The sequence below is a fragment of the Streptococcus cristatus genome (genome assembly GCF_003943505.1).
Taxonomy (GTDB): Bacteria; Bacillota; Bacilli; order Lactobacillales; family Streptococcaceae; genus Streptococcus; species Streptococcus cristatus_E.
This window is the reverse complement of record NZ_RJPS01000005.1, coordinates 64,843-91,818: the sequence shown is the minus strand read 5'-3', so window position 1 is coordinate 91,818 and position 26,976 is coordinate 64,843. Positions and strand designations below refer to the sequence as shown.

Sequence of the window (26,976 nt, the reverse complement as noted above, 5' to 3'; positions counted from 1 at the left end):
TACATGGACATTAAGGTGATTTGAAGTGTCTAAGGAACCTGACAAGAAAAATAGACTTTATGAGAAGTCTCTAGACATCAACCACAAGGAGGATTGTGCATGAAAGAAAGTCGTCATAAGGTGATTTTGCAAGAGCTGGACCAGACAGGAGTTGTGTCCGTTAAAAATCTGAAAGAATTGCTGAATGTGACAGATATGACCATTCGGCGAGATTTGATTGATCTTGAGAAGCAAGGACTTTTGATTCGGGTGCATGGTGGAGCTCATAAAAAGGTGAAAGATAGCTTGAATGAAGCTTCGCATTCTGAAAAAACGATGTTAAATATCGAGGAAAAGAAGCTGATTGCTAAAAAATGTGCGGATCTGATTGCTGAAGGGGACACTGTTTTTATCGGATCAGGTACCACAACAGATTTTATAGGCGATTATTTAGAGGGGAAAAATATCAGCATTGTGACCAATTCTCTCCCTATTTTCGAAAAGTTGAAGGATTACCCTAATTTTGATTTGATTTTGATCGGAGGACGTTATCGGGTCAAGACTCAGACTTTTGTGGGGCAGTTTGCTAATAAACTTCTGCAAGAAATTAAGGTGTCCAAGGCCTTTATTGGAGTGAACGGAATTGACGGTCACAATGTGACGACTGCCAATGAAGAAGAAGGAAATGGGAATGCCATCATTCTTAACAATGCAATTGAAAAATATATCGTGGCAGATAATAGCAAATTTGATAGCTATTCTTTCTATAGTTTTTACCGTTTGGACAATATTGACGCGATTGTAACGGATGACCATATCTCTCCGAAAGTGAGAGCGAAATATAGTTCTTACACCAAGGTTCTCTGATTTGATCGTGTTGTCATGAATGTTGATTTAAAATTCTGAAAGCTGCGAATTTCGTAGCTTTTATTTTTTATTGCAGATGAATAATTGTATTTTACAGTGGACGAAAAGTTCTTGTATATCAACTTAGACTTGCTAGGATATTTTTATGACTCGTATTATTCTTCAGCCATGCAGAATGACGAAATGTTCTATCTTCATATGAACATTAAATTTTTAAGTTATTAGATAAATAAACAAAAAATAACAAAACAAACTATTGACAGCGCTATCACATAATGATATAATTAATTAAACGAACAAAAAGAAACAAAAGGAGAGATGATAAAATGGCGCTTGTCCAATTATTTGATGAAAATCTAGTGTTTTCTTTACATGCGGAAAATCAAGAAGATCTTTTTCATCAAGTAGCTGATTTGCTAGAAGAAAGAGAAGTTGTAACTTCTTCTTATCGAAACGCTTTACTTGAAAGAGAAAAGGCGTTTCCAACTGGATTGGATATGGAATTTTTAGGAAAGGACTTGCCGAATGTTGCCATACCTCATACGGATATTGCGCATAATTTGACTGAAAATGTGGTAGTTGTTAAGCTAGATCAGCCTGTAACCTTCCACAATATGATTTCTCCTACGCAAACCGTTGAAGTGTCTCTCTTGTTCTTTATTATCAACAACTCTAGCTCAAGCCAGACCAATATCTTAGCACAGTTAATGGATTTCTTCACTAGTGAAGGAAATCTAGCTGGTTTAGCTTCTTTGAACTCAAAAGAAGAGTTGTTCCAATATATTTCAAAAGTTATTAAATAAATAAATCGGAGGATTTTATTATGATTAAAATTTTAGCAGCCTGCGGAGCAGGGGTAAACTCAAGTCACCAAATTAAGAGTGCTCTTGAGGAAGAGTTGTCAAACCGCGGTTATGATGTGCATTGTGATGCCGTGATGGTTAAGGATGTCAATGAAGATCTAATGCAAGGTTATGATATCTTCACGCCAATCGCTGCAACAGATCTTGGTTTTGAACCAGGAATTCCAGTTATCGAAGCTGGACCAATTTTGTTCCGTATTCCTGCAATGAGCGCTCCAGTGTTTGACAATATTGAAGCAGCTATTAAAGAACACGGACTAAGTTAATCTATTCTTTATCTTGTTAACATTCATATAACAAAAAAAGGGAGGAATTATTATGGATGTCATTATTGACCTAGCCAATAAGATTTTCAAGCCAGTCTTGGAAATGGGTGGTCCTATCATCATGCTGATCATCTTGACAGTATTGGCCTTACTATTTGGAGTGAAATTCTCCAAAGCGCTTGAAGGTGGTATCAAACTTGCCATCGCTCTTACTGGTATCGGTGCCATCATCGGTATGCTCAACGGAGCTTTCTCAGCATCACTTGCTAAATTCGTTGAAAACACTGGTATCCAGTTGAATATCACAGACGTTGGTTGGGCGCCACTTGCAACCATCACTTGGGGTTCTCCATGGACCTTGTATTTCTTGCTCATCATGCTCATTGTCAATGTGGCAATGTTAGCTATGAAAAAAACAGATACATTGGACGTGGATATCTTTGATATCTGGCACTTGTCAATTACTGGCTTGCTCATCAAATGGTATGCAGATAAGAGCCATGTAAGTCCTGCTGTGTCACTCTTGATTGCAACTTTAGCAGTTGTCTTGGTTGGTGTCTTAAAGATTATCAACTCTGACTTGATGAAACCAACTTTTGATGATTTGTTGAATGCGCCAAGTTCATCACCAATGACTTCAACTCACATGAACTACATGATGAACCCTGTTATCATGGTTTTGGATAAGATTTTTGACAAATTCTTCCCTGGGTTGGACAAATATGACTTTGATGCTGCCGCTTTGAATAAGAAAATCGGTTTCTGGGGATCTAAATTCTTCATCGGTTTCCTTCTTGGTATAGTTATCGGTATCATGGGAACTCCGCACCCAGTGTCTGACGTTGCCGAAGCAGCAAAATGGTCACTTGTTATCAAAGGATGGTTGTCTCTTGGTTTGACTGCCGGTGTCTGCTTGGAGCTCTTCTCACTTATCGGATCATGGTTTATCGCAGCCGTTGAACCACTTTCACAAGGTATTACAAACGTAGCAACAAAACGTCTTCAAGGACGTAAATTCAACATCGGTCTTGACTGGCCATTTATCGCTGGTCGTGCAGAAATCTGGGCCTGCGCTAACGTGCTTGCACCAATCATGTTGATTGAAGCAGTTCTGCTTTCTAATGTAGGGAACGGTATCTTGCCATTGGCTGGTATCATTGCGATGGGTGTGACACCTGCCCTTCTGGTTGTTACTCGTGGTAAATTGCTTCGTATGATTGTCTTTGGAACTCTCTTGTTACCACTTTTCCTTCTCTCAGGTACACTGATTGCACCATTTGCGACAGAACTTGCTAAGGGTGTGGGTGCTTTCCCTGAAGGAGTTAGCCAAACTCAATTGATTACTCACTCAACACTTGAAGGACCAATCGAAAAACTCTTGGGTTGGACTATTGGTAATACTACTACAGGTGATATCAAAGCAATCATTGGTGCTATTGTCTTCCTTGGTGCTTATATTGGAATCTTTGCTTGGTACAGAAAGCAAATGATCAAACGGAATGCGGAATATGCAGCAAAAGCAAAATAATATCCGTTAACTATTGTTAAATATTGTAAGACTAGGGAAGCTAGATTGTCCATTTCCAAATGGGAATGTTGATAATCTAGCTTTTCCTATGTAATGAATAGAAAAGGCTAAGCAGAGAGAAGTCAGAAGCCTGCCTTTTTCTCTGAAGTAGAGAGGAGAATTGGATGGTGATTACGCTAGAAAATGATGAATTGACAGTGCAGTTTAAGCAATTGGGAGGAGCGCTTTCTTCAATTAAGGATAAGGATGGCGTGGAATATCTCTGGCAGGGTGATGCAACTTATTGGAGCGGTCAAGCTCCAGTTCTTTTCCCCATTTGCGGAAGTTTGCGCAATGACACCGCTCACTATGTTTTAAAAGATGATCAAGAAGCGAGTGGAGTCATTCCTCGGCATGGGCTCGTTCGCAAGAAAGAATTTGAATTAGTAGAACAAACGGATACGAGTGTGACTTTTGCTATTGAGGACACAGAGGAGATGTTTCAAAACTATCCCTATCATTTCCGCTTATCGATTCGCTATAGCTTAACTGGTAAGAAGCTTCGTACCCAGTATATCGTAGAAAATCGTGGAGATAGTGGCGCTATGCCGTACTTCATCGGAGGTCATCCGGGATTTAACTGCCCTTTATTTGATGATGAAAATTATGAGGATTACTATTTGGAGTTTGAACAGGAAGAAACCTGCAGTGTTCCTCTCTCTTATCCTGAAACTGGAATGTTGAACTTTCTGGAACGCACAAGCTTCCTAGACCATCAAAAAGAACTAGATTTGGACTATGCTCTCTTTGCTCAAGATGCAGTGACTCTTGATGAGCTGAAATCACGGACTGTTGCCCTTCGTTCTCGGAAGCATGAAAAAGGATTGCGATTGGATTTTCAAGAATTTCCAAATCTAATTCTCTGGTCAACAATTAACAAAGGACCATTTATAGCCTTGGAACCTTGGTCAGGCTTGTCGACCTCGTTAGAAGAGGAGGATTATTTAGAAAGCAAGAAAAATGTCCGTCTACTCCCAGCAGGGGAAAAAGAAGAAATTGGATTTGATATTACTATTTTTTAAAGAATAATTTTAAAAATGTTCAAAAACAAACATATAATGTTGACATCGAACATAAAATGTTGTATTATAAACTTGTAAATTAAATAACGTTTAATGTTTTAAAACATTTTAGTTCATTATATAGAAAATTAAAGGAGGACTTAATATGTCTATTATCATTGGTGCAGATGCTGCAGGCTTGAGATTGAAAGAAGTTGTGAAAGACTTCTTGGAAAAAGAAAACTTCCACGTAGTGGATGTTACGGCTGAAGGTCAAGACTTTGTTGATGTGACTCTTGCTGTTGCTGCAGAAGTAAACAAAGAAGAACAGAATCTTGGTATCGTGATTGATGCTTATGGAGCTGGTCCATTTATGGTTGCAACTAAGATCAAAGGAATGGTTGCTGCTGAAGTTTCTGATGAACGTTCAGCTTATATGACTCGCGGCCACAACAACTCTCGTATGATTACTATGGGTGCACAACTTGTCGGTGATGAATTGGCTAAAAATATTGCTAAAGGTTTTGTTAACGGTAAATACGACGGTGGACGTCACCAAATCCGTGTCGATATGTTAAACAAAATGTGCTAATTAGATTACAGTAAGAAAGGTAAGATAAAAATGAGAATTGCAATTGGATGTGACCACATCGTAACAGATGAAAAAATGGCGGTTTCAGAATTTTTGAAATCAAAAGGATATGAAGTCATTGACTTTGGTACCTATGATCATACACGTACTCACTACCCAATTTTTGGTAAAAAAGTTGGTGAAGCCGTTACAAGCGGTCAAGCTGATCTTGGGGTATGTATTTGTGGTACTGGTGTTGGTATCAACAACGCTGTCAACAAAGTTCCTGGTGTCCGTTCTGCCTTAGTTCGTGATATGACAACAGCTCTTTACGCTAAAGAACAATTGAACGCCAACGTTATTGGTTTTGGTGGTAAAATCACTGGTGAATTGCTCATGTGCGATATTATTGAAGCTTTCATCAATGCTGAATACAAACCATCAGAAGAAAATAAAAAATTAATTGCTAAAATCGAGCACGTTGAAACTCACAATGCTCATCAAGCAGATGCAAACTTCTTTACAGAATTCCTTGAAAAATGGGATCGCGGTGAGTACCACGACTAAGAGGTGACGCATGATTTTAACTGTCACAATGAATCCATCCATTGATATTTCCTATCCTTTGGATGAATTGAAAATTGACACTGTCAACCGTGTGGTGGATGTGACCAAGACAGCTGGTGGTAAAGGTCTCAATGTTACACGAGTTCTTTCAGAATTTGGTGATTCTGTTGCTGCTACTGGTTTGGTCGGTGGTAAACTTGGTGATTTTCTAGTAGAAAACATTGACGATAAAGTAAGTAAACGTTTCTTCTCCATCCAAGGAGAGACTCGTAACTGTATCGCTATTCTACACGGTAACAACCAAACAGAAATCCTAGAAAAAGGGCCTGAAGTTCTGGAACAAGAAGGGCAAGATTTCTTGGCTCATTTCGAGGATCTCCTTGACACTGTGGAAGTAGTGGCTATCTCTGGTAGTCTGCCAGCAGGTCTTCCAGTTGACTACTATGCAAACTTGGTAGAACTTGCTAATAAAGCAGGGAAACCAGTTGTTCTAGACTGCTCAGGTGCGGCTCTTCAGGCTGTCCTTGAATCACCGCACAAACCAACAGTAATCAAACCAAATAATGAAGAATTGTCTCAGCTTCTTGGGAAGGAAGTTTCTGAGGATTTGGATGAATTAAAAGAAGTTCTTCAAGAGTCATTATTTGCAGGGATTGAGTGGATTATCGTTTCACTTGGTGCTAATGGAGCTTTTGCCAAACATGGTGATACTTTCTACAAGGTAGATATTCCTAGAATCCAAGTAGTTAATCCTGTTGGATCTGGAGATTCTACTGTTGCAGGTATTTCATCAGGACTTCTTCATAAGGAATCGGATCAAAAACTCCTAATCAAGGCTAATGTCCTTGGTATGCTCAATGCTCAAGAAAAAATGACAGGTCATGTCAATATGGCCAACTATCAAGCTCTATATGATCAATTAATAGTAAAAGAGGTATAAAATGGCTTTAACAGAAAACAAACGTGCATGCTTAAAAAAACTTTCAGATGAGAATGGCATTATCTCAGCTCTTGCCTTTGACCAACGTGGTGCTTTGAAACGCCTCATGGCTCAATATCAAACAGAGGAGCCAACAGTGGCTCAAATGGAAGAACTCAAAGTCTTGGTGGCAGATGAATTGACTAAATACGCTTCTTCTATGCTTCTAGACCCTGAATATGGACTTCCAGCTACAAAAGCTCTTGCACCAAATGCTGGTCTTCTCCTTGCTTATGAAAAAACTGGATACGACACAACTAGCACTAAACGCTTGCCAGACTGCTTGGATGTTTGGTCTGCTAAACGCATCAAAGAACAAGGTGCAGACGCTGTGAAGTTCTTGCTTTACTACGATGTAGACAGTTCTGACGAACTAAACCAACAAAAACAAGCCTACATCGAACGCATCGGTTCTGAGTGTGTGGCGGAAGATATTCCATTCTTCCTTGAAATCCTTGCTTACGATGAAAAGATTGCTGACGCAGGTTCTGCAGAATACGCGAAAGTAAAACCACACAAGGTTATCAGTGCTATGAAAGTCTTCTCAGATCCACGCTTTAATATCGACGTCTTGAAAGTGGAAGTTCCAGTCAACGTCAAATACGTTGAAGGATTTGGAGATGGTGAAATCGTGCATACTCGCGAAGAAGCAGCAGCTTTCTTCAAAGTACAAGATGAAGCGACTAACTTGCCATACATTTACTTGAGTGCTGGAGTGTCGGCTAAACTCTTCCAAGAAACACTTGTCTTTGCCCATGAATCAGGTGCAAACTTTAATGGTGTTCTTTGCGGCCGTGCAACCTGGGCAGGATCAGTTGAAGCTTACATCAAAGACGGTGAAGAAGCAGCTCGTAAGTGGCTTCGTACAACTGGTTTTCAAAACATTGATGAGCTCAACAAGGTTCTTCAAAAGACTGCGACTTCTTGGAAGGAACGCATCTAATCTTGATTTTAGAATTCAAAAAACGTAGTAAGTTTTAGGACTTGCTACGTTTTTCTTCTATATAAGCTAGTTTTTCAGCTCGTTTCTTCTTTTTGAAGTGGGCTTCAGCCGACATGGCTGCAGATTTGTCGGGATGTTCCTCTTGATAGATGAGTGTGACGGGCAATCGGGCGCGAGTGTACTTGGCTCCTTTTCCAGACTGATGTGTTTTGAGGCGGGCTTCTACATCAGTTGTATAGCCTGTATAGAGGGTGCCGTCTCCGCATTCAAGGACATACATATAGGCTTTATTTTCCATAGTAAATCTCTTGAATTTCTGGTGTATAGCTGCCGTCTTGCTCGTGGATAAAGAGGGGAGGGAGGATTTTCAGGCCGTCTGGTGAACCATCTTTGATAGCCTCGATTAAGAGCATATTTGCTTCTCTCCCCTGCTTGGGATAGACAAACTGGATGCGCTTGGGCGCTAGATTATGGTTTTTCATGGTTTCTAAAATATCCAAAAATCGGTCAGGACGGTGAACCATTGCTAAGCGGCCATTGGACTTGAGAACTCGCTGGGCAATCGTGCAAATTTCTTCTAAATTCGTAGCAACTTCGTGACGCGCTAGCAGATAATGCTCACTGCCGTTAAGATTGGAATGTTCATCGACCTTGAAATAGGGAGGATTACAGAGAATGATGTCAACCTTACTGCCAGAGATGTAGTTTCCTAGATTTTTCAAGTCGTCATGGATAACTTGCATCTGTTGAGCAAGGTCATTTAGTTCAATGGAACGCTGGGCCATATCTGCCAAACGCTCCTGAATTTCCACTGCTAAAATCTGGGCCTGAGTCCGTGTGCTAGCAAAGAGACCAACAGCCCCGTTTCCAGCGCAGAGATCGACGATTAGCCCTCGGTTGGGTAATTTTGGAAAGCGAGAAAGCAGGACACTATCGACTGAATAGCTAAAAACCTCGCTATTTTGAATGATTTTTATATCAGTGGAAAAGAGTTGATTAACTCTTTCTCCGTCTTTTAATTTTGCTTCTGTCATACCAACATTATAGCATGATTAAGTGCTATTCCAAAGAAGAAAGAGAAATTTTATAGGAAAAAACACCTGACAGAAACAGTCAGGTGCGAATTTTAGTTGAATTCATATTTTTGCTTGATAGTACAAGCGATGAAAATTCCGATAAAGAAAACCATGAGAATCAGATAGACTGGCAAGGTTGCGGCTGTCAGCGTCGCAATTTCCAAAAGGTGTTGCAGGACAAAGGCGGATAGATAGAAGCCTGCGACTGAAAAAATGATCAGAAGAGCGCGCCAGAGGTTGAGTGGCAGGCAGGCCCGAATGACTGACAAGAAGCTGATGCTGCCTAGCAAGTAGTAGGTCAGGGTGGACATTTCTATGTCGCTCCAGCCATGGCTGCTGCCCCAGATACGGACAAATAGCACGCTGAAGATAATCATGAGGGAACTTGGCAGAGCTAGCTGCAGGGAGCGTTTGAGGAAGTGCTTTTCAACTGGCTTAATATTGCGCTCAAAGGTGAGGACAAAGGGTGGGAAACCTTCGACAAACTGGTCAATCAAGGTAATCTGAATCGGGATGAATGGGAAAATCAAGAGGTATTCAGGTTTTCCGAGCAGGATACTGGCGATACAGATGATAGCCAGGATGAAGGAATAGATGGTCTTGATGAAGAAAATCGGAGCAATCCGGCCGATATTGTTAACAACTCGGCGGCCTTCAAAAAGAATCTCAGGGACATCGTTGAAGTCGGAATTAAGAAGAACCAAGTTGGCAATTTGCCGAGTTGCGGGGTCGCCCTCCGCCATGACGATGGAGCAGTCTGCTTCACGCAAGGCTAAGATATCATTAACCCCATCTCCGGTCATGGCTGTTGTCCGACCAGCGGCCTTAAGAGTCTGGATGAGCAGCTTCTTCTGATGGGGAGAAACACGGCCAAAGATGGCTGTTTCTTCTGCTTGCTCAACCAGTTCTTGATCGCTGATTTTAGAGCAGTCGATGTAGCTGTCGTAGTTGGCAAATCCAGCCTGGCTCGCAATATGGGAAACGGTCACTGGATTGTCACCAGAGATGATTTTCAAATCAACATCCTGAGAGCGCAGGTAGTCCAGTGTCTCGGCTGCTCCCTCACGAATAGGGTCAGTGATTTCCAGAACAGCCAGAGTGGTCATATCTTCAGGCAGTTGGATGCTGTGTTTGTCTAGCACTTGGTCGCTGTGAGCCAGCACCAAAACCCGCGATCCGCGTTTTTGAGCCTCTCCAACCGTTGCAGGATTGCTGTCCAGCAGCATTTCGGGTGCCCCCAGAAAGATAGTTCCGACACTTGATAAATGCATAGCGCCCCATTTTCGGTCACTAGAAAATGGGATGACATTGTCGCTAGTGTAGTTGTGCTCCAGGTGGCCGTAGCCCTTGCGGATAGCCTGGGCAGTTGGGTTATTATCCTCGCTGGTTTGGATGTAGGCTGCTAAGATTTGATTGACGGTCTCATCAGAAAACTTGTCTGACAGACTATGCAAGGCTTCAACAGTCATCTTACCTTGGGTAATTGTCCCGGTCTTGTCCAGACAGAGAGTATCCACCCGAGCCAGCGTCTCAACAGAATACATTTCCTGAACAAGAACCTTGCGCATACCTAGCTTGATGACAGCTGTCAGGAGTGACGTGACTGTCAGCAGGGCGATTCCCTTAGGAAGCATGCCCAAAAGAGCTGTCGAGCTGGTAATGACAGAGTTTTTGACAGGCAATCCCTTTATCATTAGGGCTTCAAAGAAGAGAGCCATTCCGAAAGGAATGATAATTTTTCCGGTAAAGCGGGAGATTTTTCCAAGATTGTAAAGAATGCGCGAGTTGATAGGCTTGAGTGTTTTAGCTTCAGTCATGAGCTTGTTGGCGTAGTTATCTGCGCCGACATGGTGCACCTCAGCATAGATCTGCCCACTGGCCAGAAAGCTACCAGACAGCAGCTCAGCGCCTTCTTCCTTGAGCACTAGGTCACTCTCACCTGTCAGCATGGCTTCATTGGCCTCGGCAACACCCTCTACTACACGGGCATCACTGGGAATTTGCTCGCCGGCTGACAGCTTGATTAGGTCACCCAGTACAATTTCTTCTGGTTGAATCTTGACTTCCTGGCCGTCGCGGATGACTGTGACTAGCTCTCGGCTGACCAGATTGAGCTTGTCAATCATGCGTTTGGCTCGCAGTTCCGTAATAATACCAGTGACAGCATTAAAGCTGATAACAGCGAAGAAGACCAGATTGCTCCAGGCTTGGACAGAGACCAAGGCTAGAGCAATAACAAAGTTAAGGGCATTAAAAAGGGTGAAAACATTCCGCTTAACGATTTGCCAGTTACTGGTGCTGGTGTCACTTGTAAAATCATTGGTCAAGCCCTGCGAAATCTTTTCATCTACTTGGGTTTGGTTTAAACCGATTAATTCATTCTTGTTCATGAGATTAATGATACCATTTTTTTATGGAAATAGCTATCCGAATCAGCTGTTACAGCCAAAGTTTGGAAAAATATTGCAGACTATAATGGGATAGGGTATAATGGGAAAGGATGTAATAAATTTCAAGTACAATCACAGTTTGAAATAAGGAGAGTTTATGTTTTATACCTATTTGCGAGGTTTAGTGATTTTTATCCTGTGGACCTTGAACGGCAATGCGCATTACCACAATAAAGAAAAGATTCCTTCAAAAGATGAAAATTATATCTTGGTGGCCCCTCACCGAACATGGTGGGATCCAGTTTACATGGCTTTTGCGACCAAGCCCAAGCAGTTCATTTTCATGGCCAAGAAACAGCTCTTTGAAAATCGGGTGTTCGGCTGGTGGATTCGCATGTGCGGTGCCTTTCCTATCGACCGGGAAAATCCTGGCCCGTCAGCTATCAAGTACCCTGTCAATATGCTGAAAAAGAGCAATCGCTCTCTGATTATGTTCCCAAGCGGCAGCCGCCATTCTACGGATGTTAAGGGAGGAGTAGCAGTGATTGCTAAGATGGCTAAAGTCCGTATCATGCCAGTAGTCTACGCTGGTCCCATGAGCCTCAAAGGCTTGGCAGCTGGGGAACGCGTAGATATGAACTTTGGTAATCTGATTGATATTTCTGATATCAAAAAGATGAATGATGAAGGAGTTGAGGAAGTAGCTCGTCGGATTCAGGCAGAGTTTGACCGCTTGGATGCAGAAGTGGCGTCTTATCAGACAGGTAAAAAACCTAATATCTTCTGGCGGATTTTACGAGCATTGGCCTTTATTCCAGCTGCCTTGATTGGTATTCTGACCTTCATTTTTAGTTTCCTCGCAAGCTTTGTCTGGGATCCAGAGAAGCATAGAGAATAAGATACGAATCAGCTTGCTGAGCAATCTTGCTTGGGAGCTGATTTTTTGTATGTGAGTGAGTTATAATGTTGGTATGTTTTATAAGGAGGATGCCATGTCTCTTGCCTTTTTATCTTTTGTAACTTTGTCACTTTTTATGCTGCACGAGTTTGATGAGATTATCCTGATTCGGCCTTGGATTTCTCAGAATCAAGATCATCAAGGCTATCAAAAGGAGATGTTCATTGCTAGGAGAGGAAGTTATCTTTCTGCTGAAAGTATAGCTCTAATGATTGCAGAGGAATTTCTACTGGCTTTTATTCTCTTGCTGCTTGCCATTCTATTTCGCATTCCCGAGCTGGCTCTGGCTATTGGCTTCTGTCATACTCTCCATTTGCTGGGCCATATCATGCAAGTGTTTCGCTTTCGTCGCTGGGTACCGGGCGGCTTCACAGCTTTGACGACTTTTCCTATACTCATCTTAGTCTTTGTCCTTTATCTGAGTCAGCAGTCAGTTTCTTGGCTGCTGCTTCTGATTCTAAGCGTGCTTGTGATGGCTTTTCTTTTGGCAAATCTGGTTTTTTTACATAGCAGAGCTCAAAAGTTAGAAGCTTGGATATACAGGATAAGCAAAGCAGATTGATATTACAGCTTCTATTTTCATCAATGTCCTTTCTATCTACTACTTCTTGCAAAATAAAGATTTTAAAATTTGATAAGCTGAAAATTCTCTCTGTTTGTCATATTCTTTTGAATTTTTTACGAATAAAAAAATAAAGGAGAAAAAATTATGTTTGAAGAAATAGTTGAGAAATTAAAGGAATACAAAATTTTTGTTGGACTTTCCTTATTGGGGGTCGTCTTGGCTGGCTTTTTCTTGCTGAAGGGCAACGCTCAGCCACAGAATCAGGTCAGTGCACTGGCTCAGGAAGTGGTCACATCAGCTTCATCTGAAACCGATACAGAAAAAAGAAATATCAATCAAGAAAAAATCAACTCAGAAAAGGATATGGAGTCAGAGGAATCTGAGAAGGAAGTAACAGTTGATGTCAAAGGAGCTGTCAAAAATCCAGGAGTTTATCAGTTGCGGGCAGGAGCGCGTGTACACGATGCCTTACAAAAAGCGGGAGGTCTACTGCCAGATGCCGAGTCAAAATCCATCAACCAAGCTCAAAAATTAACAGACGAGGCAGTTGTCTATGTAGCTAAAGTCGGTGAAGAAGGGTCAGATGTGACGCAAACTAGTCAGACGCCCGCTGGAAATGGAGAAACGGCAAAAGGGAAGTCTGACTTGGTCAATCTCAATACAGCGACCGAAGCTGAACTTCAGACAGTTTCAGGCATCGGTCAAAAGAAAGCGCAAGACATCATCGCTTATCGGGAAGCCAATGGCAAGTTTAAGTCAGTAGATGAGCTGAAAAATGTCTCAGGAATCGGTGCAAAAACCTTAGAAAAGTTAAAAGACTATGTCACAGTGGATAAATAAATTTCCCATCAAACCCATCTATTTTTGTATTTTGCTGGTGCTAACCTACTTTGCGATTTACACTAGTAGTCTACCAGCCTATCTAGGTTTGGCAGTTCTCCTTGTTCGGCTCTTTTGGCTTTATTCGACTAGAAATATTCTGCTTGTTTTGGTGTTCTTGAGTCTCTTTGCAGGATTTTTCCTATTTAGGAGAGAAGTGGCTAATCAAGCCTTTCAAGATGAGCCGGAAACCATTTCTACCATTGTGATGAAGCCAGATACAATTAAAGTCAATGGCGACTCGCTTTCTTTTCGCGGCTATTCCAATAGTCGAACTTATCAGGCCTTTTATAAAATCCAGTCAGAACAGGAAAAACTCGCTTTTCAAAAGCTGAGCGATCAACTCCTTTTGGAGATTGATGGAGAGCTTAGTTTAGCAGAAGACCAGCGCAATTTTTCGGGTTTTGACTATCGGGTTTATCTGAAAACGCAGGGGATTTACAGGATTTTGAAAATCAATCAAATCAAGTCCAGTCAGCATTTTAGCAGTCTTAATCCTTGGGATTGGCTGTTGGTCTGGCGCAGAAAGGCTCTGGTTTATATCAAGGAAAATTTTCCTAGCCCCATGAGACACTATATGACTGGACTCTTGTTTGGTGATTTGGATACAGATTTTGCTGAGATGAATGAACTTTATTCCAGTCTGGGGATTATCCATCTATTTGCCTTATCTGGCATGCAGGTCGGCTATTTCATGGATGGTTTTCGCAGGCTTCTCCTGAAATCTGGTTTAAAAAGGGAAACCGTCGATTGGATACAACTACCCTTATCCTTTATCTATGCAGGTTTGACGGGCTTTTCAGTATCAGTCTTGAGGAGTTTAGTACAAAAGCTGCTCTCGCAGTTTGGTGTGACTAAGCTGGATAACTTTGCTTTAACGATCATGCTCTTAGCCATTCTCATGCCCAATTTTCTATTGACGACGGGTGGCGTTCTTTCCTGTGCCTATGCTTTTCTCATTTCGGTCATGGATTTTGAGCATTTACCTCCCGTACGAAAGGTGCTGGCAGAAAGTCTGACTATTTCACTGGGGATTTTGCCGATCCTGATTTTCTGTTTTTCTGAATTTCAGCTCTGGTCTATTCTGCTGACTTTTCTATTCTCAGTCATTTTTGATCTTTTTATGCTTCCAGCCCTGACCTTTATTTTTGCTCTATCGCCTCTTTTGAAAATTACTCAGGTCAATGCCTTATTTGAACTGCTGGAAGAGTTGATTCGTTGGACGGCGTCTATTTCCTCACGGCCAGTGGTTTTTGGCCAGCCATCTATTTGGATGATGCTAGGCATGCTTATCACTCTTGGCTTGCTCTATGATTTTCGTAGACAGAAGAGAGTTTTGGTCCTTCTCAGCTTGGCTCTTGCTCTGCTCTTTTTCCTCACAAAGCATCCCTTGCAAAATGAAATCACCATCATTGATATTGGACAGGGAGATAGCATTTTCTTGCGCGATTGGCGGGGAAAATCTGTTCTGATTGATGTGGGTGGGCGAGTGGAGATTGGCAAGAAAGAAGCTTGGCAGAAGCGGGTTTCTTCGACAAATGCAGAAAAGACTTTGATTCCTTATCTAAAAAGTCGGGGACTGAGTCACTTGGATGTACTGGTTTTGACCCACACCGATACCGATCATATGGGCGATATGCTGGAAGTAGCCAAGCATTTTTCTATAAAGGAAATTTATGTATCTAAGGGAAGCTTGACCCAGTCGGATTTTGTGGAGAAACTGGAGCGGATGCAGACGAGAGTCCATGCGGTAGAAGTAGGAGATAGCCTTCCGATTTTTGATAGTGCTCTGCAAGTTCTCTATCCTGAGGATACGGGCGACGGTAGCAATGATGACTCAGTTATCTTATACGGGAAGTTTTTTGGAACCAGCTTTTTATTTACGGGAGACTTAGAGGAAAATGGCGAAGCAGCTTTGATGGGTCGTTTTCCGCAACTCAAGGTGGATGTCTTAAAAGCAGGCCACCACGGTTCTAAGGGCTCTTCTAGCCCAGAATTTTTACATCAGCTTCAGCCTAAAATTGGCCTCATTTCTGCCGGCAAGAATAACCGCTATAAGCATCCTCATCAGGAAACTCTGGACAGATTTAAGAACATTCAGACACAGATTTTCCGGACAGATGAACAAGGAGCCATTCGCTTCAGTGGCTGGGATTCATGGCAGATTGAGACGGTAAAGTAACCCCTGTTTCCTTGCTCTGAGACGGAGCTAGGATTAACTTACCTTGATTTCGAGCTAAAATTATGATACAATGAACCCTGTTAATAAAAATTTAGAGGAGATTTCTATGTTTTCTGCTTATAAAAAATTTTGGACTCGTTATGCAGACTTTAGTGGTCGTTCAAGCCGTTCGGATTACTGGTGGGTTGTCCTATGTAATTTTTTGATTACCTTACCATTTTCGTTGATCGCCCTTTTCGGTTTTCTCATTCCGCTTTTTAGTGAAGTTTATTATGCAAGGCTATACGATTATGAACCCGATTTATCTGGAGCTATGGCTGGCGCTGGTTTGGCTGTGTTCATAATGTTCCTACTTGCCATCTATTGGCTTGCAACAATCGTTCCTAATCTTGCCATCACTGTTCGTCGTCTTCGTGATGCCGGCTTCCATTGGGCATTTATTTTTCTCACTGTAGGGCCTTCACTAGCTTACTTCATTCCAGTGTTGAATATTTTGGCTGCTTTGGTTTCTCTGCCATGTGGTATTGCTCTGATTGTCTTGCTTTGTCAAGCTAGCAAACCAGCTCAGCCAGTTAATGGGGCTCCATATGGTCAACAAGGATTCCAAGGTCGGCAATTTGGTCAAGCACAACAACCGGTTCAAAACCAACAGTTTGCTCAGCCTGGATTCCAAGGACAACAACAGCCAACACAAAACCAACAATTTGGTCAAGTTCAACAGCCAGCTCAAAGCCAACAGTTTAGTCAGCCTGCTAGCCAAGAGCAACCATTTGCTCAGCAACAAGCACCAGTTCAAAATCCAGAATTTGGTCAGCCTCAGCAACCTTTTGGTCAGAATCAAGTGAACCAGCCAACTCAACCGTTTGCTGCTAGCCAAGCCCAAACTCAAGAGTCAACTCAATCAGCATTCTCAGCCTCAGTTTCAGAACCAGCTGAATCAGTTCATTCAGTAGAAGCTCATCAGTCTCAAGCTGAAACTGCAGAACAGGCTCTGGGAACGGCTTCTGAACAAATCACTAACTCAGAGTCAATTTCTCAAGAAAATCTATAATATATCGACCCTAGATAGTTTCCATCTATCTAGGGTTTCTTTGTCATGTTTAAAATTTTTGTAACCAAAATAACTTTTGATTCGTTATACTAGTAGAAAGGGGGACGAATAGAAAAGTATTAAGTAGAGAAAAGCAGTTTCAAATGAGAAGTAGCAGCTGTGAGATTTGGGATAGAAAGGCTTTTTTGTTATTCTTTTTAAAGAAGTGCAAATAAAGAGAGATTTTAGGAGAAGTTGTGGGGAGGTGAGATTATCAAACTGGATGAATACGAAAACATCTTGATTGGTTTTGCCAGAGAGATTGTTTTCTACTTGCAAAAGTCAGGAGCTTCTAAGGCCGAGGCAGAAGATGTGGTGCAGGATGTTTTTGTCAAAATGTTAGAGACTGATCTGGTCATCCCGGCAGAGAAGATGCGAGCTTGGATGTATCGGGTTTCCATCCGTCGCTATATCGATCGCTATAGGCGCGATCGGCATTATTTAGAAATTTTGCAAAAGGAATTTTTCAAACAAGATGTGATTCAACCATTTGAAAACGACTATTATGAGCTATTAAGGTCGACGATAGAAGAGCTCCCGACTAAGGAAGCAATGCTTCTAGATCTTTATTATTTCCAAAATTTTACAGTAAAGGAAATCGCTCAAATTATGTCGTATTCTGTAAGTAAAGTGAAAGTACAACTCATGCGTAGCCGAATTAAGCTCCGCCGTAAATTGGAAAAGAAAGGATATAAAAATGGAAACATTTGAAATTTTAGCGAAGAAAAGTAAAAGAAAACGACTTTGGAAGACGGTTGTCATCAGTAGCCTTGTCTCCTTAGCTTTATTGCTTTTACTAGGGAAGGGATTGATAGAATTAGCCTCGAGTAATGGTCGAAATTTGCAAAAAGAGTATGAAGTTATATCGGAAATCGCCTACCCTAATGTTGACTATGACAGTCTTTACTACACTCAAAATTCTTTGTTTTCAGGAACCTTACATTCTGATCGTTTCAAGGATTTAGATGGAGTGAAGGTAGCTTATCCTTCCTATGAGGGAAACTATTCACTCATAGGTGCTTTTAGAGATCCGACTGCGGAAGGGACTTATTTGTCTCTCTCAGGGACCTATACGCGAACCCTACGTCAAAAATATCCGGTCTTCTATAATATCAATGCCAAAGGGACAAAGGATAGTAATTCTATGCCTAAGGAGTTGGCTTCTGTCAAAGAAATGCCAAATCAATTGGTGGAAGTAGCTTTGACTTTTGATAAAGCTTATACCTATAAGGAAATCCAGCAGATGATACCGAACAATCTCAAGATTAACTGGTACTGGATTGGCAGCCAGTCAGAAGATGGTGAAAAAGGTATTGAACTGTTTTCCGATCCCCAGTTCACCTATGGAGCTAACGCTAGTCTTCTCTTTACTTATGACTTAGATTTTAAGAAGAAGGCAAAAGAGGCTAAGAAAGAGCAGCAGACTTTCTTGGATTATCTGAAAAAGACAGATAAAAATCTTTTCCCAAGTCTTAGTGGGTACAACATGTATAATGATGTTGAGGCCTATCTAAAGAAATTTGGTCAGTTAGATATTCGTGAAGCAGAAAATAGGGATCAATTGACTTTCTCCGGTGTCATCTTGACAGGAAAAGCAGAAAATTTCACTCAATTAGAAGGAAAAGAGTGGATTTATGCTTCGAGTATCGGTGCTTCCGTTCCCAATCAGCCTTACTATAAGCTCGATAAGGAATAATTGACAAAAAATGTGTAAAAGGCTTGCATTTTCAGTAAAATTTGATAAAATAGTAAGGAAAGTTAGACTGTATTGCCTACTGTCTATCTATAAAATATATTTTATTGGAGGCTTTTACTCAAATGGCAAAAGAAAAATACGATCGTAGTAAACCACACGTTAACATTGGTACTATCGGACACGTTGACCACGGTAAAACTACTTTGACAGCAGCTATCACAACTGTATTGGCACGTCGCTTGCCTTCATCAGTTAACCAACCAAAAGACTATGCGTCTATCGATGCTGCTCCAGAAGAACGCGAACGCGGTATCACTATCAACACTGCACACGTTGAGTACGAAACTGAAAAACGTCACTATGCCCACATCGACGCTCCAGGACACGCGGACTACGTTAAAAACATGATCACTGGTGCCGCTCAAATGGACGGAGCTATCCTTGTAGTAGCTTCAACTGACGGACCGATGCCACAAACTCGTGAGCACATCCTTCTTTCACGTCAGGTTGGTGTTAAACACCTTATCGTCTTCATGAACAAGATCGACTTGGTTGACGACGAAGAGTTGCTTGAATTGGTTGAAATGGAAATCCGTGACCTCTTGTCAGAATACGACTTCCCAGGTGACGATCTTCCAGTTATCCAAGGTTCAGCTCTTAAAGCTCTTGAAGGTGATACTAAGTACGAAGACATCATCATGGAATTAATGAACACTGTTGATGAGTACATCCCAGAACCAGAACGTGATACTGACAAACCTCTTCTTCTTCCAGTTGAAGACGTATTCTCAATCACTGGTCGTGGTACAGTTGCTTCAGGACGTATCGACCGTGGTACTGTTCGTGTCAACGATGAAATCGAAATCGTTGGTATCAAAGAAGAAATCCAAAAAGCAGTTGTTACTGGTGTTGAAATGTTCCGTAAACAGCTTGACGAAGGTCTTGCAGGGGACAACGTAGGTGTGCTTCTTCGTGGTATCCAACGTGATGAAATCGAACGTGGTCAGGTTATCGCTAAACCAGGTTCAATCAACCCACACACTAAATTCAAGGGTGAAGTTTACATCCTTACTAAAGAAGAAGGTGGACGTCACACTCCATTCTTCAACAACTACCGTCCACAGTTCTACTTCCGTACAACTGACGTTACAGGTTCAATCGAACTTCCAGCAGGTACTGAAATGGTAATGCCTGGTGATAACGTAACTATCGACGTTGAGTTGATCCACCCAATCGCCGTTGAACAAGGTACTACTTTCTCTATCCGTGAAGGTGGACGTACTGTTGGTTCAGGTATGGTTACTGAAATCGAAGCTTAATTCGATTTCGTTCCCAGATAACAATTATAAAATCAGACACGAAAAGTCTCGCTTCGGCGGGGCTTTTTCTTTTAGACAAAGCCTTTTTCTCGCAAACATGATATAATCATTCTATGATATTTTGTTGTTGAAAAGAGACGGTATGAAATTACTTTATACGGATATCCGCAGTCCTTTGACGGCGCATTTGGCTAAGCAAGCTCAGGACTTAGCAGCGGACGGCAAGCGGGTCTTTTATATAGCTCCCAACTCGCTTTCTTTTGAAAAGGAGCGAGCAGTTTTGGAGGCATTGGAAAATCACGCTTCCTTTGCTATTACGGTGACACGTTTTGCCCAGATGGCTCGTTATTTTGTCCTCAATAATGTTCAGGAAGGACAGGCCTTGGATGATATTGGTCTAGGTATGCTATTTTATCGGATTTTATCGGAAATGGATGACCGAGAGCTCAAGGTTTATGGGCGGATTAAGAAGGATGCACAATTTATCCAGCAATTGCTAGACCTTTATCATGAGCTTCAGACAGCCCAGATGACTTTTGCGGATTTGAACTATCTAGAAGAGCCAGAGAAGCGCGAGGATTTGCTCAAGATTTTCACGGCTTTGTCTGCTGCTTTTCAGGCAGGAAATTATGATGCGACCTCTAAACTCACGATTTTCGCTCAGCATATTCTAGCTGGTGATTTGGATGGTGAATTGGCTAATCTTGCGTTGGTTATAGATGGCTTTACCCGTTTCTCAGCAGAGGAGGAATATCTAGTAGATTTGCTGCACCACAAGGGAGTGGAGATTGTCATTGGTGTTTATGCCAGTCAAAAAGCCTACCGGACAGCCTTTCGTGAGGGCAATCTTTATCAGGCCAGCGTCGAATTTTTGCTCAAGCTGGCTCAAACTTATGAGGTCAAGCCAGAGTATCTAGCGGGAGATTCTACTCAGTCGGATGATGCCTTTGGCAAGATTTCTAAGATTTTAGAGAGTCGCTATGATTTTTCTGAAACGCATGTGGAATTGACTGAGGAGGATCGCTCTCACCTAGAGATTTGGTCGGTGCGCAATCAAAAAGAAGAACTGGAATATGTGGCCAAGTCCATCCGTCAGCGGCTCCATGATGGCGCCCGCTACAAGGATATCCGACTGCTTTTGGGGGATGTGGAGGCCTACCAGCTCCAACTGAAGACCATCTTTGACCAGTATCAGATTCCCTTTTATTTGGGGAGGTCTGAGTCCATGTCCCAGCATCCTTTGGTTCAGTTTTTAGAGTCGTTGGAGCGCTTGAAACGCTATAATTTTCAGACGGAAGATTTACTCAATCTTTTAAAAACCGGCCTGTATGGCGGTTTGAGTCATGAGGAGCTGGATAGTTTTGAGCAGTACCTTCGCTTTGCCGAGATTAAAGGGGCAGCCAAGCTAGGGAGAGATTTTACCATTAACCGTCAGGAGAAATTTGACCTGAAGCGGCTCAATACCATGCGTCGCAACCTTATCACGCCTCTGTTAGACTTTTTCAAATCTCGTAGTCAGACAGCGACTGGTCTCTTGGCTAAATTTACCAACTTTATCAAAGAAGTTCGCTTGGATGCTAATCTGACTGGTCTGCTGGAAGGTGCAAGCCAGCAGGAAGTGGAACGACAGGAGGAAGTCTGGAAGACTTTTTGTCATGTCTTGGAGCAGCTTGCACAGGTGTTTGATGGTAGCAAGCTCAAGCTAGATGATTTCTTGGCTCTAATCCTGTCTGGTATGCTTCTGGCCAAGTACAGAGTTGTACCAGCGACAGTGGATGTGGTGACCGTTCAGTCCTATGACTTGATTGAGCCCATGGCTGCGCCTTATGTCTATGCTATCGGGCTGACGCAGGAGCGCTTGCCCAAGTTAGCGCAAAATAAAAGTCTGCTCAGTGACGAGGAACGGCAGAGATTAAATCAAGCGACTGGGGACGAGGCTGAGTTGCAGGTAGCCAGCAGTGAAAATCTCAAGAAAAACCGCTTTGCAGCGCTATCCTTGCTTAATTCAGCGACAGAGGATTTGGTTCTGTCTGCTCCTGTCTTAATCAATGAAGTAGAGGATGCCATGTCTTCCTATTTGACGGAGCTGGAAATAGCGCCTATTTCCCTACCTATCATCAGTAAGCAACCACAGGCTAGCAGTGACGATATTGGGACTTATCGGGCTCTGTTGGCGCGCGTGATTGATCTCTATCAGGAGGATATTGACCACGAATGGACGCCGGAGGAGCAGACTTTTTGGGCAGTAGCCATCCGAGTCTTGCGCAAGAAATTGGCAGCTGAAGGGATTTCCATTCCCCAGATCAGTAAGGAGCTGAAGACGGAGCCTCTCAAGTCGGAAACCCTCCAAGCACTTTATCCATCAGAGAAGCCTTTGAAACTGTCAGCTTCTGCCCTCAATGAATACTTTAAAAACCAGTATGCCTATTTTCTTAAGTATGTCTTGCGGTTGCAGGAGGAGTGGACGATTCAGCCGGATGCACGCAGTCACGGGATTTTCCTCCACCGAATCTTTGAAAAGGTTATGAAGGAGCAGCTGGAGCAGGACTTCGACACTCGCTTGCAGCGGGCTATGGAGGAGACTAGCTGGGAGGATGAGTTTGAGTCTATCTATGGTGAAAATGGCGAGACCCAGTTCGCCCGCCGTTTGCTATTGGACACGGCTCGGGCTACTGGCCGTATCTTGGCTCAGTCGGATGGGCTGGAGGTCATCGGTGAGGAGACTGACTTTGGTCATGATCGGCCTTTCTTGCTTTTGGACAATGGCAGAGCTCTTCAGGTGAGCAGCAAGGTGGACCGGATTGATCGGCTGACGGAGACGGGGAGTCTGGGAGTTGTGGATTACAAGTCAGGCGATACCAAATTCAGCTTTGAGAAGTTCTTTAATGGGCTTAACTCTCAGTTGCCGACTTACCTAGCGGCTATCCGAGAAATGCCAGAATACCAAGAAGACAAGGGAACTTTCGGAGCCATGTACCTACAGATGACGGAGCCCCTAGCCAGCCTCAAGGAGACCAAGGCACTGGACGAGGCTGTGAAACAAGTCATGAAAAGTCAAGTTTACAAAGGCCTCTTTCTGGCTGATCAGGCCAAGGACTTGAGCGCTAACTACGAGAAAAGCAAGGTCAATCTGCTAACTAAGGAAGAATTGGAAGTGATTTTGGCTTATAATACCTATCTCTATCAGCAAGCAGCAGAAGGTATTTTAGCTGGTCGTTTTGCCATCAATCCTTATACAGAAAATGGACGTAGTATTGCCCCTTACGTGGACCAGTTTAAGGCCATTACAGGCTTTGAGGCCAATCTCCATCTGGGGCAGGCTAGACAGCTGACCAAGTTAAACCTGGGCCAGTATGATAAACGGCCGACAGGCGAGAAGCTGCGTCAAGCCTGGCTAGAAAAAATCAAGGAGGAGTTGGACAAATGAGACGGATTCCCTTTTTAAGCGAGCAGGATATCCTAGTCAAGCAGGCTGAGGAAGCTGCCTCTGACAAGCCACAAAAGCGTACACCAGAGCAGATCCAGGCCATCTACTCCTCTGGTCAGAATATTCTCGTCTCAGCTTCGGCTGGATCTGGTAAGACCTATGTTATGGTTCAGCGGATTATTGACCAGATTCTCAGGGGTGTGGAGGTCAGTCAACTCTTCATCTCAACCTTTACTGTTAAGGCGGCAGGTGAGCTTAAGGAGCGGCTGGAAAAGGAGCTGAGTCTGGTACTCAAGGAGACTTCAGATCAGGAACTCCGCCAGCATCTGGCCCAGCAGTTGGCTGAGATTGCCAATGCGGATATTGGCACCATGGATGCCTTTACCCAGAAAGTGGTAAATAAATACGGCTATTTGCTGGGGCTGGCCCCGCATTTTCGGATTTTACAGTCGGCCAGTGAGCAGCTCATTCTGCAAAATGAAGTCTTTGACCAGCTTTTCGATACCTACTATGAGAGTGATCGACAGGAATTATTCAGTCGCTTGGTCAAAAATTTCACTGGTAAGCGCAAGGACATTGCTGGTTTCCGCCAGCAGATTTATAGTATTTATAGCTTTCTCCAGTCTACCAGCAATCCGCGAAAATGGTTGGAAGAGACCTTTCTTCTAGGTTATGAAACCAGTGATTTTAGAGCAGAGCGGGAGAGAATATTCTCTGGAGCTAGGCAGTCTCTGCTGGATTTGGAAGATTTTTTCCAGAGCCATCTGGCTCATGAAGGTCAAGTTTTTGCTGGAGCTAAGTATCAGGAAAATGTTCAGGCAGCCTTAGATATCTTGGCTGAGCTGACGGAGCAGACCGGATCTGAGCAGTTGCTAGACCTGATTCAGCGCTTTTTAGAATTAGCCAAGACGTCTAACCATCAGGCTTTTACTGCCCGAGTCGGCAAGAATGCGGACGAACTTAAAAAAGAGCTGGCCCAAGCCTATAATGAAGCCCGCAAGCCCTTGATAGAGCGAATTAAAGAGTTGGATGTCCGCCTCTATCATCTGAACTTTATGGAGCAGCATCAGGCGGAAGCTCTTCCTCTACTGGATTTGTTACGCGGTTTTGTCCGAGATTTCTCGCAAACTTATTTGGAGCGCAAGGTAGCAGAAAATGCCTTTGAATTTGGTGATATCAGCCATTTTGCTATTGAGATTTTAGAAAATTATCCAGAAGTACGGCATTTTTATCAGGATAAGTACCATGAGGTCATGGTCGATGAGTACCAAGATACCAACCATACTCAGGAGCGAATGCTGGAATTGTTGGCTCGAGGAAATAATCGCTTTATGGTCGGCGACATTAAGCAGTCCATCTATCGATTCCGTCAGGCCGATCCGCAGATTTTTAACGATAAATTTAAACTCTATCAGGCCGATCCTAGTCAGGGCAAGCTGATTATTCTCAAGGAAAATTTCCGCAGTCACATCGAGGTACTGGAAGCCACTAATGATGTCTTTAAACGACTCATGGACGAGGAAGTTGGCGAGATTGACTACAATGAGCACCACTACTTGGTGGCGGGAAATCCAGCTAAACGGGAGCCTAATCCAGCCAATCAGGCGGAGTTTTTGATTTATGATGGTAGCGCTGATAGCGAAGAAGAGGATTCTGACCAAGGTCTGCCTAGTATTTCAGCTGGTGAAGTGGCCTTGGTAATCAAGGAAATCATCCGTCTTCATAACCAAGAAGGAGTGGATTTCAAGGATATGACCTTGCTGACAGCTTCGCGGACCCGCAATGATCTGATTTTGGCAGAGTTTGACCGGCATCATATCCCGATTGTGCCTGATGATGGCGAGACCAATTATCTCCAGTCGGTAGAGGTTATGGTGATGCTGGATACCTTGCGGACCATTAACAATCCTCTCAACGATTATGCCCTGACCGCTCTCCTAAAGTCGCCGATGTTTGACTTTGATGAGGACGAATTAGCTCGGCTAGCCTTGCAAGCCTCCAGTACCAAGTCCATGGAAAATCTCTACGAAAAGCTGAAGAATACTCTGGCTAATCAAGGTCTGGAACCTCAACTCATCCATGGTGAATTGCGCAAGAAACTGCAGCACTTTCAGGAAACTCTTAATGACTGGCGCAGCTATTCCAAGACCCATTCCCTCTATGATTTAATCTGGAAGATTTATCAGGATCGTTTTTACTACGATATGGTAGGGGTCCTGCCCAACGGTGAGCAGCGTCAGGCCAATCTCTATGCCTTATCCTTGCGGGCCAACGACTATGAAAAGTCGAGTTTCAAGGGGCTATCCCGCTTTATCAGCATGATTGACCGAATTTTGAAAAATGAGCACGATTTGGCTAGTGTCCCTCTAGCTGCTCCGAAAAATGCTGTCCAGCTAATGACTATCCATAAGAGTAAGGGCCTGGAGTTTAAGTATGTCTTTCTGCTCAATATGGACAAAACCTTCAATCGTCAGGATAGTAGCTCTGATATTATCCTCAGCCGACAAAAAGGCATCGGAATCAAATATGTGGCTGATGTAGATGTTGAGGCTCAGGATCCTCATGCGCCCAAGCAGATCCGCATTTCCATGGAGACCCTACCTTATCAGCAGAATGCCGAAGAACTCAAGCTGGCTAGCTTGTCTGAGCAGATGCGTCTGCTCTATGTGGCCATGACGCGGGCTGAGACCAAGCTCTATCTGGTCGGAAAGGGCAATCAAGCTAAGCTCCAAGAGCGCAAGTGGGGGACTAGCCAAAATGGTCGCTTATCTAGCGGCCTTCGTAGCCAGCTGACCAATTTTCAGGATTGGCTCTATGCTATTCAGTCTGTGTTTGAGGGGGAAAATTTGGCTTATCAGACCCGTTTTGTGACCGATCAAGAGCTGACAGACGAGCAGATTGGAGTAGTGGAGCAGGCTGATCCTATTCCGGTAGATGATTTGACGGGCAACCGTCAGTCAGAGGATATCCGCCGAGCTCTGGATATCTTGGAGAATGTAGATCGGCTCAACAGCCTCTATCAAGCGGCTATTGAATTGCCTAGTGTCCGCACGCCCAGTCAAATCAAGAAGTTCTATGAACCAGTTATGGACTCAGAAGGGCTGGACATTATGGATGCGCCTCGAAGTTATCAGCCCCAGCTGACTTTTGAACTGCCTAATTTTGGCAAGAAGAAGCAAATCACAGGAGTTCAAATCGGCTCTGCTGTTCATGAACTCATGCAACGGATTCCGCTGGATCAGCCTGTCACTAAGACTAGCATTCGTCAAGCCTTGGCTCAGGTTCAGGTAGATGCGGCAGTTAAGAAAGGGATTGATTTAGCTAAGATTGAGGCCTTTTTCGCTACAGAACTGGGTCAGCTAATCCAGCAGCAGGCCAATTGTCTCCATAGGGAAGCACCTTTTGCTATGCTCAAGCAGGATCCAGCCAGTGGTCAAGACTTTGTTGTTCGGGGAATCTTGGATGGCTACCTGCTCTTTGATGATCGCATTATCCTCTTTGACTATAAGACTGACCGCTATCATAATCCGGCAGACTTGGTGGAGCGCTACCGAGCTCAGCTGGACCTCTATGCCGAAGCCCTCAGTCGTTCCTATTGTCTTAGCCAAGTAGACAAGTATTTGATTCTACTGGGAGGAGCGGAGCTACAGCTGGTCAAGGTGGACTAGTCTGATTAGAAACTGAATAGAGTTCCACTAAGAAAGGATATTGCTGCAGGAAATGCTTGTGGGAAGGTTGAGTGCATTATTTAACTGCTAATCTTCCCTTGGCGTTTCTTTTTTTGCTTCTTT

The 26,976-nt window shown here is 43.2% G+C and carries 22 protein-coding genes; 19 read left to right on the top strand and 3 right to left on the bottom strand.

The window, feature by feature from the left end; translation table 11 throughout:
* Positions 1–99 precede the first annotated feature (99 nt).
* From D8792_RS05835 to lacD, 9 genes are all read left to right on the top strand, one after another.
* A complete protein-coding gene (locus D8792_RS05835) occupies positions 100–846 on the top strand; it encodes a DeoR/GlpR family DNA-binding transcription regulator (protein ID WP_048791648.1) in 747 nt (248 codons plus the stop codon).
* Positions 847–1,172: 326 nt separating this feature from the next.
* Complete coding sequence (locus D8792_RS05830; protein WP_048791647.1) at positions 1,173–1,649, top strand: PTS sugar transporter subunit IIA; 477 nt, start codon at positions 1,173–1,175, stop codon at positions 1,647–1,649.
* 20 nt (positions 1,650–1,669) lie between these two features.
* Positions 1,670–1,975 carry a PTS sugar transporter subunit IIB gene (locus tag D8792_RS05825; RefSeq protein ID WP_005590672.1) on the top strand — a complete coding sequence of 102 codons (306 nt, stop codon included), beginning with the start codon at positions 1,670–1,672 and terminating at the stop codon, positions 1,973–1,975.
* 52 nt (positions 1,976–2,027) lie between these two features.
* Positions 2,028–3,503, top strand: coding sequence for a PTS galactitol transporter subunit IIC (locus D8792_RS05820; protein ID WP_125373277.1), 1,476 nt, complete (start codon positions 2,028–2,030; stop codon positions 3,501–3,503).
* 164 nt (positions 3,504–3,667) lie between these two features.
* The gene (locus D8792_RS05815; RefSeq protein ID WP_125373276.1) at positions 3,668–4,564 is read left to right on the top strand and encodes an aldose 1-epimerase family protein; all 897 of its coding nucleotides are present in this window, start codon (positions 3,668–3,670) and stop codon (positions 4,562–4,564) included.
* Positions 4,565–4,709: 145 nt separating this feature from the next.
* Positions 4,710–5,135 (top strand): galactose-6-phosphate isomerase subunit LacA, encoded by a 426-nt coding sequence (gene lacA, locus D8792_RS05810; RefSeq protein WP_125373275.1) that lies wholly within the window; start codon positions 4,710–4,712, stop codon positions 5,133–5,135.
* Positions 5,136–5,165: 30 nt separating this feature from the next.
* Entirely contained in the window at positions 5,166–5,681 is a 516-nt protein-coding gene (gene lacB / locus D8792_RS05805) for a galactose-6-phosphate isomerase subunit LacB (RefSeq protein ID WP_001216921.1), read from the top strand.
* Between the two features lie 10 nt (positions 5,682–5,691).
* Positions 5,692–6,621 carry a tagatose-6-phosphate kinase gene (locus D8792_RS05800; protein ID WP_125373274.1) on the top strand — a complete coding sequence of 310 codons (930 nt, stop codon included), beginning with the start codon at positions 5,692–5,694 and terminating at the stop codon, positions 6,619–6,621.
* 1 nt (position 6,622) lies between these two features.
* Positions 6,623–7,603 carry a tagatose-bisphosphate aldolase gene (gene lacD / locus D8792_RS05795; RefSeq protein ID WP_125373273.1) on the top strand — a complete coding sequence of 327 codons (981 nt, stop codon included), beginning with the start codon at positions 6,623–6,625 and terminating at the stop codon, positions 7,601–7,603.
* 34 nt (positions 7,604–7,637) lie between these two features.
* On the opposite strand, the gene D8792_RS05790 is transcribed toward lacD, so the two are convergent.
* From D8792_RS05790 to D8792_RS05780, 3 genes are all read right to left on the bottom strand, one after another.
* Positions 7,638–7,901 (bottom strand): GIY-YIG nuclease family protein, encoded by a 264-nt coding sequence (locus D8792_RS05790; RefSeq protein WP_125373272.1) that lies wholly within the window; start codon positions 7,899–7,901, stop codon positions 7,638–7,640.
* On the bottom strand, positions 7,891–8,637 hold the full coding sequence (locus D8792_RS05785) for a tRNA1(Val) (adenine(37)-N6)-methyltransferase (RefSeq protein ID WP_125373271.1): 747 nt from the start codon (positions 8,635–8,637) through the stop codon (positions 7,891–7,893). Before D8792_RS05785 ends, D8792_RS05790 begins: the two co-directional genes overlap by 11 nt.
* 92 nt (positions 8,638–8,729) lie before the next feature.
* Complete coding sequence (locus D8792_RS05780) at positions 8,730–11,069, bottom strand: cation-translocating P-type ATPase (RefSeq protein ID WP_125373270.1); 2,340 nt, start codon at positions 11,067–11,069, stop codon at positions 8,730–8,732.
* Positions 11,070–11,226: 157 nt separating this feature from the next.
* Here D8792_RS05780 and D8792_RS05775 point away from each other — a divergent pair, with 157 nt between their 5' ends.
* The 10 genes from D8792_RS05775 (at position 11,227) to addA (ending at position 26,853) form a co-directional block, all read left to right on the top strand.
* On the top strand, positions 11,227–11,967 hold the full coding sequence (locus D8792_RS05775) for a lysophospholipid acyltransferase family protein (protein ID WP_125373269.1): 741 nt from the start codon (positions 11,227–11,229) through the stop codon (positions 11,965–11,967).
* 73 nt (positions 11,968–12,040) lie between these two features.
* Positions 12,041–12,589, top strand: a complete 549-nt coding sequence (locus D8792_RS05770; protein ID WP_185758407.1) for an HXXEE domain-containing protein — start codon at positions 12,041–12,043, stop codon at positions 12,587–12,589.
* 147 nt (positions 12,590–12,736) lie between these two features.
* Positions 12,737–13,432 carry a helix-hairpin-helix domain-containing protein gene (locus tag D8792_RS05765; protein WP_125373267.1) on the top strand — a complete coding sequence of 232 codons (696 nt, stop codon included), beginning with the start codon at positions 12,737–12,739 and terminating at the stop codon, positions 13,430–13,432.
* Positions 13,413–15,653 (top strand): DNA internalization-related competence protein ComEC/Rec2, encoded by a 2,241-nt coding sequence (locus D8792_RS05760; RefSeq protein ID WP_125373266.1) that lies wholly within the window; start codon positions 13,413–13,415, stop codon positions 15,651–15,653. The genes D8792_RS05765 and D8792_RS05760 overlap by 20 nt, the downstream gene beginning before the upstream one ends.
* Before the next feature lie 106 nt (positions 15,654–15,759).
* Positions 15,760–16,704, top strand: coding sequence for a DUF805 domain-containing protein (locus D8792_RS05755; RefSeq protein ID WP_125373265.1), 945 nt, complete (start codon positions 15,760–15,762; stop codon positions 16,702–16,704).
* A gap of 279 nt (positions 16,705–16,983) precedes the next feature.
* Positions 16,984–17,454, top strand: coding sequence for an RNA polymerase sigma factor (locus D8792_RS05750; protein WP_185758412.1), 471 nt, complete (start codon positions 16,984–16,986; stop codon positions 17,452–17,454).
* The gene (locus D8792_RS05745; RefSeq protein ID WP_125373263.1) at positions 17,441–18,439 is read left to right on the top strand and encodes an anti sigma factor C-terminal domain-containing protein; all 999 of its coding nucleotides are present in this window, start codon (positions 17,441–17,443) and stop codon (positions 18,437–18,439) included. The genes D8792_RS05750 and D8792_RS05745 overlap by 14 nt, the downstream gene beginning before the upstream one ends.
* Before the next feature lie 122 nt (positions 18,440–18,561).
* Positions 18,562–19,758 carry an elongation factor Tu gene (gene tuf, locus D8792_RS05740; protein WP_005590656.1) on the top strand — a complete coding sequence of 399 codons (1,197 nt, stop codon included), beginning with the start codon at positions 18,562–18,564 and terminating at the stop codon, positions 19,756–19,758.
* Positions 19,759–19,900: 142 nt separating this feature from the next.
* Positions 19,901–23,185, top strand: a complete 3,285-nt coding sequence (gene rexB / locus D8792_RS05735; RefSeq protein WP_125373262.1) for an ATP-dependent nuclease subunit B — start codon at positions 19,901–19,903, stop codon at positions 23,183–23,185.
* Positions 23,182–26,853 (top strand): helicase-exonuclease AddAB subunit AddA, encoded by a 3,672-nt coding sequence (gene addA, locus D8792_RS05730; protein ID WP_125373261.1) that lies wholly within the window; start codon positions 23,182–23,184, stop codon positions 26,851–26,853. Before rexB ends, addA begins: the two co-directional genes overlap by 4 nt.
* Positions 26,854–26,976: the final 123 nt, after the last annotated feature.

What these genes read in the sequence shown, in the direction of transcription:
- D8792_RS05835 (WP_048791648.1), top strand. Translation starts at nt 100, where the DNA reads ATGAAAGAAAGTCGTCATAAGGTGATTTTGCAAGAGCTGGACCAGACA.
- D8792_RS05830 (WP_048791647.1), top strand. Translation starts at nt 1,173, where the DNA reads ATGGCGCTTGTCCAATTATTTGATGAAAATCTAGTGTTTTCTTTACAT.
- D8792_RS05825 (WP_005590672.1), top strand. Translation starts at nt 1,670, where the DNA reads ATGATTAAAATTTTAGCAGCCTGCGGAGCAGGGGTAAACTCAAGTCAC.
- D8792_RS05820 (WP_125373277.1), top strand. Translation starts at nt 2,028, where the DNA reads ATGGATGTCATTATTGACCTAGCCAATAAGATTTTCAAGCCAGTCTTG.
- D8792_RS05815 (WP_125373276.1), top strand. Translation starts at nt 3,668, where the DNA reads ATGGTGATTACGCTAGAAAATGATGAATTGACAGTGCAGTTTAAGCAA.
- lacA (WP_125373275.1), top strand. Translation starts at nt 4,710, where the DNA reads ATGTCTATTATCATTGGTGCAGATGCTGCAGGCTTGAGATTGAAAGAA.
- lacB (WP_001216921.1), top strand. Translation starts at nt 5,166, where the DNA reads ATGAGAATTGCAATTGGATGTGACCACATCGTAACAGATGAAAAAATG.
- D8792_RS05800 (WP_125373274.1), top strand. Translation starts at nt 5,692, where the DNA reads ATGATTTTAACTGTCACAATGAATCCATCCATTGATATTTCCTATCCT.
- lacD (WP_125373273.1), top strand. Translation starts at nt 6,623, where the DNA reads ATGGCTTTAACAGAAAACAAACGTGCATGCTTAAAAAAACTTTCAGAT.
- D8792_RS05790 (WP_125373272.1), bottom strand. Translation starts at nt 7,901, where the DNA reads ATGGAAAATAAAGCCTATATGTATGTCCTTGAATGCGGAGACGGCACC.
- D8792_RS05785 (WP_125373271.1), bottom strand. Translation starts at nt 8,637, where the DNA reads ATGACAGAAGCAAAATTAAAAGACGGAGAAAGAGTTAATCAACTCTTT.
- D8792_RS05780 (WP_125373270.1), bottom strand. Translation starts at nt 11,069, where the DNA reads ATGAACAAGAATGAATTAATCGGTTTAAACCAAACCCAAGTAGATGAA.
- D8792_RS05775 (WP_125373269.1), top strand. Translation starts at nt 11,227, where the DNA reads ATGTTTTATACCTATTTGCGAGGTTTAGTGATTTTTATCCTGTGGACC.
- D8792_RS05770 (WP_185758407.1), top strand. Translation starts at nt 12,041, where the DNA reads ATGTTTTATAAGGAGGATGCCATGTCTCTTGCCTTTTTATCTTTTGTA.
- D8792_RS05765 (WP_125373267.1), top strand. Translation starts at nt 12,737, where the DNA reads ATGTTTGAAGAAATAGTTGAGAAATTAAAGGAATACAAAATTTTTGTT.
- D8792_RS05760 (WP_125373266.1), top strand. Translation starts at nt 13,413, where the DNA reads ATGTCACAGTGGATAAATAAATTTCCCATCAAACCCATCTATTTTTGT.
- D8792_RS05755 (WP_125373265.1), top strand. Translation starts at nt 15,760, where the DNA reads ATGTTTTCTGCTTATAAAAAATTTTGGACTCGTTATGCAGACTTTAGT.
- D8792_RS05745 (WP_125373263.1), top strand. Translation starts at nt 17,441, where the DNA reads ATGGAAACATTTGAAATTTTAGCGAAGAAAAGTAAAAGAAAACGACTT.
- tuf (WP_005590656.1), top strand. Translation starts at nt 18,562, where the DNA reads ATGGCAAAAGAAAAATACGATCGTAGTAAACCACACGTTAACATTGGT.
- rexB (WP_125373262.1), top strand. Translation starts at nt 19,901, where the DNA reads ATGAAATTACTTTATACGGATATCCGCAGTCCTTTGACGGCGCATTTG.
- addA (WP_125373261.1), top strand. Translation starts at nt 23,182, where the DNA reads ATGAGACGGATTCCCTTTTTAAGCGAGCAGGATATCCTAGTCAAGCAG.